Genomic DNA, 14,458 nt, shown 5'->3' with positions numbered 1-14,458 from the left:
ATGGGCGAAACCTTTCCGGCCACGGATGCGGACATGGAACCGGCTTCAGACAGACATGAATCCACGGGATTGATGGAGCCGATGCTGGTCTCCGAGAGTTCCCGCCACAGGGCCGCGCTGGCTGACCTTGCGCTGGAGCTTGCGGCGCAGTCCGCCAGCTTCCGCACCAGTCTTCCGCCAGGCGTGATGGCCGCGCTGGCGACCCTCGTACGATCGATGAACTGCTACTACAGCAACCTCATCGAGGGCCATAACACGCACCCCGTCGATATCGAACGGGCCCTCATGGACGACTACAGCGCCGATCCGCACAAGCGGGATCTTCAACGGGAGGCGTTGGCCCATATCGGGGTGCAGAAATGGATCGACGAGGGAGGGATAAAGGGAGCCGCCACGGCGGCTGCCAACCTGATCCAGATCCACCGTCGCTTCTGCGAAAACCTGCCCGAAGACCTGCTCTGGGTGGACGACCCGGACAGCGGGCAGCGACTGCGTGTCCTGCCTGGCGAGTTGCGCCGGCGCGACGTGCGCGTCGGGCGCCACGTGGCCGTCAGCCCGGGCGCCGTGCCGCGGTTTCTCGAGCGTTTCGAGGCTGCATATGCGAAGCTCGGAAGGGTCGACTCGATCCTCGCGGCGGCTGCAGCTCATCACCGTGTCCTCTGGATCCACCCGTTCCTGGACGGCAATGGCCGGGTGGCCCGCCTGATGTCCCATGCGATGCTGCTCGACAGTCTGGACACGGGCGCCGTCTGGTCGGTGGCCCGGGGGCTCGCACGCAGCGAGCGCGCATACAAGCAGCATCTCGCCCAATGCGACCTTCCCCGTCGAAACGATCTCGACGGACGCGGAAACCTGAGCGAGGAGGCGCTCGCCGAATTCACAAGGTTCTTCCTGGAGACCTGTATCGACCAGGTCCGCTTCATGCGTGACCTCGTCGAGCCTGGAACGTTGCGCCGCCGGATCCTTGTGTGGGCGGACGAGGAAGCAGATCGGGACGTACTGCCACCGAAGGCCGGTCGCGTGCTAGAGGCGGTTCTTTATCGGGGAGAGGTGCCGCGGGGCGAGGTCGCCGGCATCCTCGGCGCCACTGACCGCCATGCACGGCGCATCACGTCGGCTCTTCTCGACGCGGGCGTCCTGGTCTCGCCCCATCCGCGCGCGCCCTTGCACTTGGCCTTCCCCGCGACGCTGGCCTCGCGGTGGATGCCTGGGCTCTTCCCTGAAATGCCGCCCGACGACGAAGCTCGAGGACGCCTCCGACCTCTCCTGCGAGAAAGGCCCAAGGACGGATCATGACCGCCCGCAACAGACACGGTGTCGGCCCCCGCTGCGCCACGTGGCTGAAGGAGCTTTATCCGAACCACAGGGGCAAGCTCATCGCGCGCGACTTCGACGTCAGCGAGAGCACGGTCTGGCGCTGGCTCGCCGGAGAGGCGCCGACCGTGCGCATCCTCGAGGAGATGTCGGCGCGCTGGGGGCGACCGTTCCTCGAGTACGTCTTCGCCGGCCAGGATGGCCCTGCGGGCGATGATCTCCAGCGCCTCATCGCGATCCGAGCGGAACTCGACCGGCGCGAGGAGGCCGCGCGGGAAGAGGAAAAGAGGAAACCCCGGCCGGAGGTCCAATACTCCCGGGCCGTCCGGGAGGATCCTGAAATCCCCAGCATCGACTGGACGGATACCGCCGCTCTGCAACGAACTCCGCTCTACCAGTTGAACGCGGCCATGACGCGCCTGCTGGGCCAGCGACTGGCCGCCGACCCCGGCCTGAGCCGGACGGAAAAGTCGCTCATCACCCTCAAGGCCCTGCTGCGCATCGGCTGATCAAGACCCACGATCTGCCGGAATCCGGGGGGCCCGCGCGCGCGACGGCACGCTCGATCCCGGGCAGAGTTTCGCCTCCGCACGCGAGACGAACCACGCCTTTTTGGAGGGTGACACGATCTGTCACCCGGGCGTGGGACGGTGAAATCGCGGCACCACATGGACGAGCGAATCGGCGGCCCTCGAGGCAGCGCAGCGCATGGCTGCGCCGGCAGGCCGGCTCCCGGAAGGAGATGGACTTCGATGAGCGCAGTCGCGGGGGCGGACGGCTCCCTCATGGATCGGTGGACGGCTTGGCGGGCCGCCACCGCGGCGCGTGACGAGGCGCGCGGCTACCGGGTGCATGGCGTGCGCCTGGCGCTGGCCTACGCCATCGAGCTGATCGTCATCACGGCCTCCCTCGTGGGCGCGTGGCTCTTCGCCAGGCAGGCGTCCCACGGCAACGGCGACATCGTGCTGATGATGATGCTGGCCCCGGTCGGGTACGCGGTGCTCGAGTTCTCGCGGGTGCCCCTCGCCTACACCATCCGCACGCAGACGTCGGCGCTGATGCGGCTCATGGCCGTGGTGGGCGTCGTCGCCGCGGCGGGCGTCACCGTGAAGTCGATGTCGCAGCTCGGCGAGCTGATGTTCCGCCCGCGGCTCGCCGAGGTGGCGCAGGCGCGGCAGGCGCTGAAGCAGGCCGAGGGCACGCGCGACGAGGTCGCCGGCCGCATCGCCGCGGCCGACCGCGACGTCGCGGCGAGCGAGACGGCGCTGAAGTCAGCCACCGAGAACCTGTCGCAGGCCATGAAGGAGAACGCGAGCCTTCCGCCGGCGAAGTGCTGGACGTCGCAGCGGCGGGACGCGAACGGGCGCCTCGTCAGCCGGCAGCAGTGCACCACGGACCCGCGCGTCAAGGCGCAGAACAGCGCGCTGCAGGCGGCGGAGAAGGCGCTGGCCGACGCACGGGCGACGCACGACCAGGCGCAGGCACTGCGCCGGCCCCTTTCGGCGAGGGTGGCCGAGGAGGCGGTGACCGCCGCGAAGGTGCGGCTCGACGAGGCCGTGTCGCACTCGCAACTTCACTCCTTCACCGCCATGGCCTTCGGCAAGGATCCGCTGGAGGTGAAGGACGGCGAGATCGCGCAATTCCTGCGGATCTTCGTGTTCGGGCCCGCGATCTTCATCTCCCTGGCCTCGACCATGCTGGCGCTGACCTCGATCGAGCGCCTGCAGCGCAGGGACGAGACCGTGACGCTGCCGGACGAGGCCGCGCAGTTCATCCTCGGGCCCTACGCGGCCACCATCATCGACGAGGCGGCCCGCACGGCGGCCGCGGCGCAGACCGCCGCGCTCGACGAGGCGCGGGCCGAGGCGCTGCGGGCGATCAAGGCGGAGGCCGCGCGCCGCTCCGGCGGCTGGTGGGGCCGGATCGTCCGGCGCGAAGCGGGCGCGGCCCCGGCTCCGGAAGCGCCGGCGCAGGCGGCAACGGCGGATGCGGACGGAGGATCTCCGACGGCAGCGGCGGCGGCGCCAGCCTCCGCGGACGCGGCGCAGGACCCGGCCCCACCCGTCGACGAGCTGGCGTCGGTGACGCCTCTGCGGCGCAAGTGAGGACGCCATGCAGATCCCGGCCACGCCGCTGAACCGCGACTTCGTCGCCACGCTCAACCGCCGCATCGCCCGTGCCGGCCACGCCGAGGCGGCCCGCGCCTTCCTCGTCCGCGCCGCGGGATGGGGCGTGCTGCTCGCCGGTGCCGGCTGCGCGCTGGGTGCCTTGACGGTCGCCCTCGCCATGGCCCGCGCGCCCCATGCCGGCGCGGCGGCCATCGCCGAAGTGCTCGGGCGCGCGCTCGCCGAGACGCCGCTCAAGGTCACCGGGACCGTGCGCCTCGGCGGCACGCCGGTCGTCGCCCTCGCACCTGACACGACCGTGGGCCTCGCGCCCGACGCCAGCGTGACCGTGACCGGCAAGGTGGAGGCCGACCCGATCCCGCGCCCCGCGCCCGAAGTGCTCGCGGGGCCTGCGGGCGACGCGACGGTCGTGACCAACTTCACGATCTTCAAGAGCGTGCCCTACCAGGGCGGCTCCGTCGTCACGGGCTGGCGCTTCGCCTCCAGCGAGGAGCGCCGGCCGAGCGCGCAGTACTGCTACTTCACCCAGGACCTCGGCGACACGGACACGGCGGTGCGCTTCAGCCTCGCCTACGACGGCGTGCCGAACCCCAAGGCCGTGGCGCGCAAGGGCTTCGACCCGGCGCACGCCCGCCAGTCCTGCATCTGGTTCCAGGGAGGTCGTCCATGACGATGCCGATGAGGATGCCCGGCGCGCTCGATGCCGCCGTGGAGGCCCGCATCCACGCCGACGCGCGCTTCGACGCGGCGCGCGCCACCGCCGTGAAGCTCGCCGCGGCCGGGCTCTGCCTCGCGCTCGCCGGCGGCGGGATCGGCGCGGCGCTCTATGGCTGGGGCCGCTCGCAGGACCGGCTCGTCGCCGCCGAGACGATGGCGCAGGCGCTGACGCAGGCGCTCGAGCGCACGACGCTACAGACGGCGGGCGAGGTGCGCCTCGCCGACGGCCAGGCCGTGACGCTCGCCCCGGGTGCCCAGGTGGCGCTCGCGCCGGGCGGCCTCGTGAAGGTCGACCCGTCCTCGACGGTGCGCGTGGAAAGCCCGCCCGCGCCGCCGCGCCCGGCGGCCGCACAACTCGGGGCGGACGCGAAGGCCGCGGTGCCGGCGAAGGTCGTCACCGAGTTCACGGTGTTCAAGCACGTCGCCTTTTCCGGCGGCAGCGTCGTCACGGGCTGGACGTTCCCCAACAGCGAGCAGCCGACCCCGTCGGAGCAGTACTGCTACTACGCGCAGCCCGTGTCGGACGGCGCGCTGGTGCGCATCGACATCGCCGCCAACGGCACCATGCTGCGCAACCTGAAGGAGCGGCCGGGGGTGGACCTCGCCGCCGCCTTCGACCGCTGCGTCTGGTTCCGGGGCTGAGGCGATGGGGGCGGCTTCGCATCGGTCCCGGCGCGCCGCGGCGGGTGTCCTCGGCCTCGTGCTCGGGGCGCTCGCCGGGCCGGCTCCGGCGCTCGCGCAATCCGCGCCGCCGGCCCCCTCCTCCGCCGCGGCGGTGACGGCGTTCCGCGCGCTCGACGTCGCACAGCGGCACGAGATCCGGATGTTGCTGATCGCGGCGGGCTACGGGCCTGCGGTGTCGACCGACACCGACCCGCGGCGGCTCCACGCGGCGCTCCAGCGCTTCCAGCAGGAGCAGGGCTTTCCCGCGACGGGGCAGTTCGACGGCGCGCAGATATTGCGCCTGCACGCCCTCGCCGACCCGCTGCTGCGCCTGTGGCGGCTGCAGCCGGTGCGCCATCCCGGCACGCAGGCGACGCTGTGGGTGCCGGCGGGCCTCGGGCTCTCCACCAAGGCGAGCGGCAGTGGCCTCCAGTTCGACAACCCGCCGCACCAGACCCTGCGCATCTACTTCCACCACCTGCCCGGCGCGGCGCTGGCCCGGACGATGAAGGACGTCGTCGACCGCAGGCAGGAGAACGGCTTCGCCATCGATGACCGATCCACGGGCGAGGACTTCTTCGCCGTGACGGCGAGCAAGCCGGGCGTGGAGACCGTCATCCGCTATCACGCGACGCCGGACGGCCTCGTCGGCTTCTCCGTGTTCTGGAACAGCGGGCACACGGCGCTGGAGGCCCGGCGCCTCGTGACGCTGATGTCCGACCTCTTCCGCGCCTCCCGCGCCGGCGAGACGCGCTCTCCGCCGCTGCCGCTCGGCGGGTTGCCGCCCCTGCCGCCGCCGCCGGCGCCGCCGGAGCCGGAGTTTCCGGTAGGCACCCTGCCCCCGCCACCTCCGCAGGCCGCCCCGGTTCCGCCGGTCGAGCCGACGCCCTCCATCGACGTCCCGGCTCCGCCGCTGGTCGGTTCGCTTCCGATCGTTCCGGATGCGGGAGCATCGACGCAGGGGCCGGTCTCGGGCGGCCCCGCTTCGGGAGCGGCCTCTGGCTCCCCGACACCGGGCGGCGTCGCCGTGCTCCCGGCTCCCTCCGCGGCGCCAGACAGCATGATCGCACCCGAGCCGGTCGGCAGCCCTTCGACCGGCCAGGGACCGGTCACCGACCGTCCCTCGCCGACGGGCCCGGTCGTCGTCGGACCGCCCCTCCCCTCGTCGGCCGATGGCGGGGCCCGTCCCTCCCCCGCCGTCATGATGCCGCAGAGCCACGCGGGCCGCGGCGGAGCCGGCGGCGCGGTGCGGATCGCGGCGCTGGTGCCTCCCGCGCTGCGGCCCGGGCCCGGCGTCGTCACCGCGCCGTCCGGACCGGCGCAGGGGAGCCTCTCGGACGCGGTGCCTCCGAGCCTGCGGCCCGCTCCCCGGGCCCCCCGGACGGCGGCGCCGCGGCGGCCGGAAGGGCACGACGTGCAGCCGCGCCAGCAGTCGGGCTCCGGCTTCTTCGCGAGCGCCGACGGGCTCATCCTGACCAACGCGCACGTGGTCGACGGCTGCGATCAAGCGACGGCGTTCACCGTGGCCGGCGAGGTGGCGAGCGCGCCCTTCGCCGTGACGATCCTCGCCCGCAACGCGCGGCACGACCTCGCGCTGCTCAAGGCCGACCGCCGGCACGTGACCGGCGTCGCGCGGCTGCGGCCCGACGTGCGCCAGGGCGAGAGCGTCGCCGCCTACGGCTTCCCCCTCGCCGGCCTGCTCTCGCGCACCGGCAACTTCACGACCGGCACAGTGACCGCGACGCGAGGGCTCGGCGACGACGAACGGCTGCTGCAGGTGTCGGTGCCCGTGCAGGCGGGCAACTCCGGCGGGCCGCTCCTCGACGCGCAGGGCGCGGTCGTCGGCATCGTCGTCGGCAAGCTCAACGCGGAGAAGGTGTCCGTGGCGTTTGGCGACCTGCCGCAGAACGTCAACTTCGCCATCAAGGCCGGCCTCGCCCGCGCCATGCTGCCGGAGGACGGCGATGGGGTGGCGCAGGCACCCAACGGCACGCCGCTGAAGCCCGAGGACCTCGCGCGGCGGGCACAGGCGATCACCGTCGGGATCGCGTGCGAGGCGCGCACCGGCGCGCCGGGGTGAGCCGGTCCCCGCCTCCGCGCGCAGGTGCGAGGTCTTCCGGTTTTCGCGGGCGACGGACTGGGGCATCGTCGAGCCATCCGGCGGACATCCAGCGACCGCCGCACGGGCCTGATCCAGCCGGACATCGGTTCCACCGCGTCGGTCGCCACGGTGCAGCCGCGGACCGAAGGGGGGATCCGCCATGAAGTTCATGTTGACGTGGCACGAACGGCCCATGGGCACGGCCGTGGCCTACGAGGAGGCGCAGAAACGCATCCTCGGCCTCTTCAGCCAATGGCCCATGCCCGAAAGCCTGAAGATCCACCAGTTCCTCGTCCGGGTCGGCGAGTACGGCGGGTTCATGCTGGTGGAGACGGACGACCTCGCCGCGCTTCACAAGGTGACGTCGGTGTTCCCCGCGTTCCAGTTCCGGCTCGACGCCGTCGTGGACGTCCAGGAGGCGGTCGCGACGGAGGTGGAGGCGATCACCTGGCGCGACTCGGTCAAGCTGGCGCCGCCATTCGCCTGACGCGGCACCAACGGCGCCGGCGCCTGTTGCCGCGCGATGGCGGAAGGGCTTGCGGAGCCCCGGCCTCCCGGCGCCGTGCCGCTTCGGGGGACGCCCGACGTCGGCGGTGCCGGGACCCGCGAGCCGGGCCGATTGGCGGTGGGCCGGACAACGCTCTAGGGTGGGTCGCAACAGGGAGGGACCATCCCATGCTCCACGTCGACATTCCCACGCGCGCCGACTTCGCCCATCTCGGCAGCCATCGCGACCCGGCGAGCGTTTCGATCTACGTGCCCACCACGCCGCTGACGCAGGACGTGGCGGCGAGCCGGACCCACCTCAAGAACCTCGCGAAGGAGGCGATGGACCAGCTGCAGGCCGCCGACGCGGACAAGCGCGCCGTCGCGTCCCTCGCGGAGCATCTCGACCACCTGCTCGAGGACGACGCGTTCTGGCAGGTGCAGGCGCGCAGCCTCGCCGTCTTCGCCACGCCGGACAACGTGCGGACCTTCCGCCTGCCGAACGCGCTTCACGCCAGCGTGGAGGTCTCCGACCGGTTCCACCTGACCCCGCTCCTGCGTGCCGTCGCCTTTCCCAACGCGGCGCACGTCCTCGCGCTCTCCGAGGGCGCCGTGCGGCTCGTCGAGGTCTCGCCCGACCTGCCCGCCGTGACCGTCAGGGTGGCGGGCCTGCCCGCCGACGCCGCCAGCGCGGTGGGCCGCGCCAGCGTCAACCAAGTCCGCGCCAACACGCGCCTCGAGGGCGGGCAGGGGCAGAAGGTGCTGCTGGCCCAGTACGCCCGGCAGGTGGACCGCGCCCTGCGGCCGATGCTGACCGGCTCGGACATCCCCCTGATCCTCGCCTCGACGGAGCCGCTGCTGTCGATCTACCGGTCGGTCAACACCTATGCGCACCTCGCCGGCCCCGCCATCACGGCGAGCCCCGACCGGATGACGGACGGGGAGCTCTCCGACCAGGCCCGCGCCGTCCTCGACGGGATCTACCGGGGCGAGGTCGCGGCCTGGGCCGGCCGCTTCGCCGGCATGGAGAACCGGGGCCGCGCCACGACGGACGTGGCGCAGGCCGCCCGGGCGGCGACGATCGGCGCGGTCGAGTCCCTGCTCGTGGATATCGACCAGAGCGTCCTCGGCACGTTGAGCGACGACGACGGCGCCGTCCGCTTCGCCGATCACGCCAGCGCCCGCAGCTACGACGTGCTCGGCGAGATCGCCACGCGCGTCATCCGCTCGGGCGGGCGCGTCCTCGGCGTGAGGCAGGCCGACATCCCCGGGTCGGCATCGCTCGCGGCCATCCTGCGCTATCCGCTCTAGGCGGCGGCGCCGCGCCAGCGGATCGCCGGCGCCCCGGAGACCGCTGGGCCTCCGGCCATTTTTCTCGCGGCGCGCCACGGCCCCCTTGGCCGCGCCGCACCGCCCGTCCTGCGGCGACGGCCTTCTGCGGCCTGATCGTCGGGGGCGTTGCGCAGGCGGACATCGATGCCCGGGCGCTCGCTCCGGGGCCCCCGATGCAGGCGCCTGTCCTCCGACGGGGACCACGCCGGCCATGACGGTCGGACCTGCGGGTCGCCGATCTTTCGGCATTTTGATTTTTGTCTGCCCAGTATCGCCGCCCAGTCAGATGAGCAAACGCCACGCTCAAGGTGTCCATTTTATTCTGTATACATTCAGACAAATCGACTTGAACTGCCGCGCGACGTGCCGTTAACTTGACCAGGGTTCCGGGATGGGGGGCCGGATGGGCGACGATGCCACAGGCGAAGGCGACGCGCGGTCATCCCCGGTCCCTGCGGTCCCCTACATCGCCCCGGACATCCTCGATGGCGTCGATGTCGCGGCCCGGCGGCGCAAGCTCGCCACGATCATCGAGACCGACATCGTTCCGCGCCTGAGGACGCTTCACGGCACGACGCCCCGCGCCCCGGCGGGCGATCCCGCGGGTCCGTCGGGCGATCACGTGGCCCTCCTCGCCCGCATGATGATCGAGCCCGACATCGGGCCCTCGTCGCACTACATCGCCGCACTGAAGGACCGCGGCCTGTCGACGGAGCGCCTGTTCGTCGATCTCCTCGCGCCCGCCGCCCGCCGCCTCGGCGAGATGTGGGAGAACGACGCGTGCGATTTCGTCGACGTCACGCCCGGCGTGGCCCGGCTCCAGCAGCTGCTGTCGCTGTACGGCGCGTCCATGTCCGTCCAGTCAGCGGGCGAGAAGCGCCGGGTCTGCATGATGACGCTCGGGGACGAGGGCCATTCGTTCGGCATCGCCATGGTCGAGACGTTCCTGCGGGCCGGCGGCTGGCGGGTCGACTCGCAGCGGGGGATCGTCGTGGACGAGATCCCCGGCCTGATGGCGAACGCGTGGTATGCCGTCGCCGGCCTGACCATCGGGACCGACGGATGCCTCGACACCCTGGCGGCGGTCATCCGGTCGATCCGCCAGGCGTCCTGCAACCCCTGCATCGGGATCATGGTGGGCGGTCCGCCCTTCGCCGATCATGCCGAACTGGCGACCAGGGTCGGGGCCGACGCCACCGCGACCGACGCGCCGACGGCCGTGCTGCTGGCCCAGAGGCTCTTCGACCTCGGCGCGAGGACGAACTGGCGCGCGCCCGGCTGATCGCGGCGCGCCGGAGGGCGAGATGAGACGGTTTCTGGTCGTGGCCGCCGGCGCGGGGGCCCTCGCCCTGCTGGCCATGGCATCGCATGCGGTCCTCACGTCGGCGGCAGGCGGATCCGGCGCGACGGCGGCTTGGGCTCGCACGACGTGCACGGGCTGCCACCGGTGACGAGGCGGGCAGAGGGAGCGGGAATGACCGCCGGACGCCGCGGCCGATGCCGCCGGGTCTCGCCCGACCGGGTGGCGAAGGATCAAGCGGTGGAGCGCGCCCCGCGGGCGAGACACTCCGTCGCCTGGGCCACGATGCGCTCGAGGATCTCGCGTGCCGGGGCGATCTCCCGGATCATCCCGACCGCCTCCCCGATGAGCACGCCGGCGTCCTCGGCATTGCCAGCCCGGAAGGCGGCCCAGTAGCGCTCGTTCTCGACGGCGTGCGTGGCCGGGTCGGCAAGGACCCCCTCTCGACCGTGCCAGGTCTGCGTGAACCGGTTGCGCAGCGCCCGCACCTGGAACTCGTCGCCCGGCCAGTCATGGCCGCGAACCACGTCGATCGACGTCGTCTTCAGCGTCGCGTCGCCGTCCGCCCAGACGATGGCCCCGTGGAAGCCGGTGGGAACGGCCGACTCCCGGCTCGCGACCAGCCGTGATCCGAGGAGGACGCCGTCGGCCCCCAGCATGAGCGCCGCGGCCAGGCCGCGCCCGTCCGCCACGCCGCCCGCCGCGACGAGCAGCGTATCCGGCGCCCTCTGCGCCAAGAGGTCCGCCACCTCGGGAACGAGCGTGAACGTCGCCCGCCGCCCGCTGTGGCCGCCCGCCTCCCCGCCCTGCGCCACGACGATATCCGCGCCCGCATCGACCGCGGCCCGCGCGTGCGCGAGCGACTGCACCTGGCACACCAGCGCCGCGCCGGCCTCCCTGATGCGATCCGCGAACGGGGCCGGCGCGCCGAAGGAGAGCATCACCGCGGCCGGTCGCCGCGCGAGGGCGAGGTCGAGAAGGTCGGGCTTGCGGGCGAGCGCCCACGTGATGAAGCCGCATCCGATCCGGGCGTTGCCGGCCGCTGCGAACTCCTGCTCGAGCCAGGCCGCGTCGCCGTAGCCGCCGCCGATCAGGCCGAGCCCGCCGGCGTGCGACACCGCCGCCGCCAGCGCCCCGCCCGCGATGCCGCCCATCGGCGCGGAGAGGATCGGCATCGCAAGGCCGAGCCGTTCCGTGAGGCGGGTCGCGAGCGGCATCGGAACCTCCGTGGGCAGGGGCCTCGGCGCATTCTGCGCGCCCACGGCGCTCACGGGAAGACCGCGCCCATTCCGATATCCGCAACCACGGCCGTTCGGTCGGACACGATCGCCGCACGAGCCTCGCCCCTGCCGCTCGCGCAGGAAGCCCGTCGCCGCTGCGCGCTCACCGCTCGAGGGGCACGTCGCCGAACCCGGCCAGCATGCGGGGGCCGTCGTCGAGCATCGCGTAGGTCCCGCCGACGAGAATGCCGGCTTCGGCCGCGTCGTCGATGAGGCAGGCGTGCAGGACGAAGGTCATGCCGGGGACGATGACGTCCGTCGAGGTCCGCGTGATCTTCAGCGGCTCCAGCCAGCTCGGGGGATAGCCGATGCCCACGCCGTAGCCGAACCGCATCTTGAAGTTGTCGCCCCGGCCGGACTGCCGGATCAGCTCCAGCGCAGGGCCCTCGACCTCCGGCGCCGGGACGCCGGGGCGCAGCTGCGCGAGCCCCGAGCGCAGGCACCGCAGCGCCAGTTCGTAGAGCTCGGCGGCCTCGCGCCGCGGCGGTGCGCCGGGCACGACGAACGTTCCCATGCCGATCGCATGGTAGCGGTGCGCGACGCCGCCGATCTCGACATGCACGAGATCGCCCGGTTCGAGGACGCGCCCCGTGGGCGTGCCGTGCCCCTGGACGGAGCGCGGGCCGCTCGCGAGCTCGGTCGGAATGGCCCAGTAGTCGGACCCCGCCCGGCGCATCGCGTACTCGATCTCCGCGGCGAGGGCGATCTCGGTGATGCCGGCCTGCGCGCAACGGCGGGCCGCCTCGAGCCCCCTGTCGGCAAAGCCGCCCGCCCGCGTCATCAGGTCGAGTTCGGCCGCGGACTTGATGGCGCGCGCCCGCGCGAGGTCGAGGTGCAGGTCGACGAGGTCGATGCCGTCGAGCGCGGCGCGCAGCGCCTGGCCGGTGCCGTCCGACAGGGCCGCGCTGCCGAGGTCCACGCCGAGACGGCGCAGGCGCGGGACCCGCGCCTCGACGGTCGCGCGGAACACCGCGACGGGATCGTCGACCCCGAAGCGGAACGTGCGGACATCCTCCACGAGGCTCGTCTGGTGCGCGATCGCCACGTCGGCGTCCCAGACCACGATCGTGGGCGGGGACGGCGCGGCCGTGACGACGAGGGCCTGCGCGATCACCGATCCCAGGTAGCTGTCGTAGCCGCACAGCCAGAACTGGGCCTCCGGCCCGACGACGAGGGCGGCGTCGAGGTCCTGCTCCCTCAGGTGGCCGGCGAGCCAGGCCAGCCGCTCGAGGTACCGGGCGCGCGGAAGGGGCAGATCGGGTCCCATCAGGTCCTCCCGGCGGACGGCGGCCCGACCACCTCGTCGAGGAGGCCGGCGAGGTCGGGGTCGTGCCGGCACCAGTCGTGCTCGTCGGGTCCGAGGGGCGCGAGATAATCCCTCAGATGGTGGGCCGCCGTGCTCCGGTCGCCGAGCAGGGCGTAGGTGCAGGCGGCGTTGAAACGCGAATTGTGGTCGTCCGGGTCGAGCCCCAGGGCGCGCTCGATCCACGCGCGCGCGCCGTCGCGGTCGCCGAGGGCCGCGAGCGCACAGGCGCCGGCCTGCAGGGCGGCGACGCTCTCGCCACCTGCGTCGATGCTGTCCTTCGACCGCGCGAGCGTCAGTGCGGCCGCCGCGGCCGCCTCGTCGACCTGGCCGAGCCGCGCGAGGCACTTGCGCAGGAGGTTCACCGACCGGAACTCGTTCGGGTCGCTCTCCATGGCCCGCCGGAACAGCTCGGCCGCCCTTGCGGTCTCGCCACGCGCGAAGGCGAAGCGCGCCGCGGCAAAGCACACCTCGGTGTCGCGTGGCCCGAGGGCCAGCGCCTCGTCGAACGCGGCGCGGGCGCGGTCGGGGTGGCCCGCGAGGTAAAGCGCGTAGGCCTGCGCGGTCTTCGCCTCCGCCAGGCCGGGATCGAGGGAAAGGGCATAGCCGGCAAGCCCGAGGATCGTGCCGACGGCAACGTCCTCGCGGTGCCAGGAGCCGAGATAGACGTAACAGTTGGCGAGCCCCGCATAGGCCCGCGCGAACCCGGTGTCGCGCGCGATGGCCTCGCTGAAGCAGGCCCGCGCCTCGTGCAGCGCTTGGCGCGTATGCAGCCGCGACAGCTGGCGGGCCTTGAGGAACAGTTCGTAGGCGGTGACGTCGGTCGTCGCCTTGCTGGCCAGTTCCTCGACCTCGTCGGGGAGCAGCCGGACCTTCAGCTCGTCGACGATGCGCTGCGTGATCTCGTCCTGGATCGCGAAGATGTCGGTGAGGTCGCGGTCGAACCGGTCGGCCCACAGGTGGCTGCCGTCGCGCCCCGCGATGAGCTGCGCGGTGACCCGGACGCGGGATCCGGCCTTGCGCACGCTCCCCTCGAGGACGGCGCGCACGCCGAAGCGCCGGCTCACCTCCTGCACGTCGACCGCCTTGCCCTTGTAGGTGAAGGACGAGTTGCGCGCGATGACGCGCAGTCCGGAGAGCTTGGACAGGTCGGTGATGATGTCCTCGGCGATCCCGTCGGAGAAGTACTCCTGCTCCGGGTCGCCGCTCATGTTGTTGAACGGGAGCACCGCGATGGACGGCGTCTCCTGCTTGGCGGCCTCGTCGGGCTGCGCGCCGCCCTCCGCCGCAGGGCCGTCGACGACGTGGAAGACCCGGACCGGCGCCTCGATGTTCTTGAGAGCCTGCGGGCCGGCATCCTCGAAGCGGACCGGAACGCGGGAACCGATGTGGTCGCGCGCGGACCCGGAGACGGCGATCCCGCCGGGCCTGGCGAGGGCCTCGATGCGCGCCGCGATGTTGACGCCGTCGCCGAAGATGTCGCCGTCGCGCAGCACGACGTCGCCGATGTTGATCCCGATCCTCAGTTCGAGGCGACGGTCCTGCGGCAGGGGCGCGTTGCGCGCGCCCTGGTGGCGCTGGATGGCGAGCGCCGCGTTCAGGGCTTCCACGACGCTCGCGAACTCGGCGAGGACCCCGTCCCCCGTGTGCTTGACGATGCGCCCGCCGTGCCGCGCCACCCCGGGCACGAGGACGTCGTCGCGGCAGCGGGCGAGCGCGTCGAGCGTCGCCCCCTCATCGCGAGCGATGAGGCGACTGTAGCCGACGACGTCGGCTGCGAGGATTGCGCTCAGCCGCCGTTCCATCGTGGCTCCGGTCGCATTCCCGGGCACGATA

Annotated in this window: 13 protein-coding genes; 10 read left to right on the top strand and 3 right to left on the bottom strand. The window is 72.7% G+C overall.

The window, feature by feature from the left end:
• From ACX9GQ_RS01675 to ACX9GQ_RS01630, 10 genes are all read left to right on the top strand, one after another.
• The gene (locus ACX9GQ_RS01675; protein WP_459627791.1) at nt 1–1,296 is read left to right on the top strand and encodes a Fic family protein; all 1,296 of its coding nucleotides are present in this window, start codon (nt 1–3) and stop codon (nt 1,294–1,296) included.
• Nucleotides 1,293–1,823, top strand: coding sequence for a hypothetical protein (locus ACX9GQ_RS01670; RefSeq protein ID WP_459627790.1), 531 nt, complete (start codon nt 1,293–1,295; stop codon nt 1,821–1,823). The genes ACX9GQ_RS01675 and ACX9GQ_RS01670 overlap by 4 nt, the downstream gene beginning before the upstream one ends.
• 243 nt (nt 1,824–2,066) lie before the next feature.
• Nucleotides 2,067–3,419, top strand: coding sequence for an ATPase (locus ACX9GQ_RS01665; RefSeq protein WP_459627789.1), 1,353 nt, complete (start codon nt 2,067–2,069; stop codon nt 3,417–3,419).
• 7 nt (nt 3,420–3,426) lie between these two features.
• Nucleotides 3,427–4,110 (top strand): hypothetical protein, encoded by a 684-nt coding sequence (locus tag ACX9GQ_RS01660; RefSeq protein ID WP_459627788.1) that lies wholly within the window; start codon nt 3,427–3,429, stop codon nt 4,108–4,110.
• Nucleotides 4,107–4,799 carry a hypothetical protein gene (locus ACX9GQ_RS01655; protein WP_459627787.1) on the top strand — a complete coding sequence of 231 codons (693 nt, stop codon included), beginning with the start codon at nt 4,107–4,109 and terminating at the stop codon, nt 4,797–4,799. Before ACX9GQ_RS01660 ends, ACX9GQ_RS01655 begins: the two co-directional genes overlap by 4 nt.
• 4 nt (nt 4,800–4,803) lie before the next feature.
• Nucleotides 4,804–6,900: a trypsin-like peptidase domain-containing protein gene (locus ACX9GQ_RS01650; protein WP_459627786.1), complete on the top strand. Its 2,097-nt coding sequence runs from the start codon at nt 4,804–4,806 to the stop codon at nt 6,898–6,900.
• Between the two features lie 181 nt (nt 6,901–7,081).
• Nucleotides 7,082–7,408, top strand: a complete 327-nt coding sequence (locus ACX9GQ_RS01645; protein ID WP_459627785.1) for a DUF3303 domain-containing protein — start codon at nt 7,082–7,084, stop codon at nt 7,406–7,408.
• Between the two features lie 188 nt (nt 7,409–7,596).
• The gene (locus tag ACX9GQ_RS01640) at nt 7,597–8,718 is read left to right on the top strand and encodes a baeRF11 domain-containing protein (protein WP_459627784.1); all 1,122 of its coding nucleotides are present in this window, start codon (nt 7,597–7,599) and stop codon (nt 8,716–8,718) included.
• Nucleotides 8,719–9,142: 424 nt separating this feature from the next.
• A complete protein-coding gene (locus ACX9GQ_RS01635; RefSeq protein ID WP_459627783.1) occupies nt 9,143–10,021 on the top strand; it encodes a cobalamin B12-binding domain-containing protein in 879 nt (292 codons plus the stop codon).
• A 22-nt stretch (nt 10,022–10,043) separates the two neighbouring features.
• The gene (locus ACX9GQ_RS01630; RefSeq protein WP_459627782.1) at nt 10,044–10,190 is read left to right on the top strand and encodes a hypothetical protein; all 147 of its coding nucleotides are present in this window, start codon (nt 10,044–10,046) and stop codon (nt 10,188–10,190) included.
• An 82-nt stretch (nt 10,191–10,272) separates the two neighbouring features.
• Here the strand turns inward: ACX9GQ_RS01630 and ACX9GQ_RS01625 are convergent, their stop codons facing one another.
• The 3 genes from ACX9GQ_RS01625 to ACX9GQ_RS01615 form a co-directional block, all read right to left on the bottom strand.
• Nucleotides 10,273–11,256, bottom strand: a complete 984-nt coding sequence (locus ACX9GQ_RS01625; protein WP_459627781.1) for an NAD(P)H-dependent flavin oxidoreductase — start codon at nt 11,254–11,256, stop codon at nt 10,273–10,275.
• A 166-nt stretch (nt 11,257–11,422) separates the two neighbouring features.
• Nucleotides 11,423–12,586, bottom strand: coding sequence for a M24 family metallopeptidase (locus ACX9GQ_RS01620; RefSeq protein WP_459627780.1), 1,164 nt, complete (start codon nt 12,584–12,586; stop codon nt 11,423–11,425).
• The gene (locus ACX9GQ_RS01615) at nt 12,586–14,427 is read right to left on the bottom strand and encodes an adenylate/guanylate cyclase domain-containing protein (RefSeq protein ID WP_459627779.1); all 1,842 of its coding nucleotides are present in this window, start codon (nt 14,425–14,427) and stop codon (nt 12,586–12,588) included. The genes ACX9GQ_RS01620 and ACX9GQ_RS01615 overlap by 1 nt, the downstream gene beginning before the upstream one ends.
• Between the last annotated feature and the right edge of the window lie 31 nt (nt 14,428–14,458).

The sequence above is a fragment of the Alsobacter sp. R-9 genome, assembly GCF_054612375.1.
Note: the sequence above shows the minus strand (reverse complement) of the source record. Positions and strands in the feature narration are given on the sequence as shown.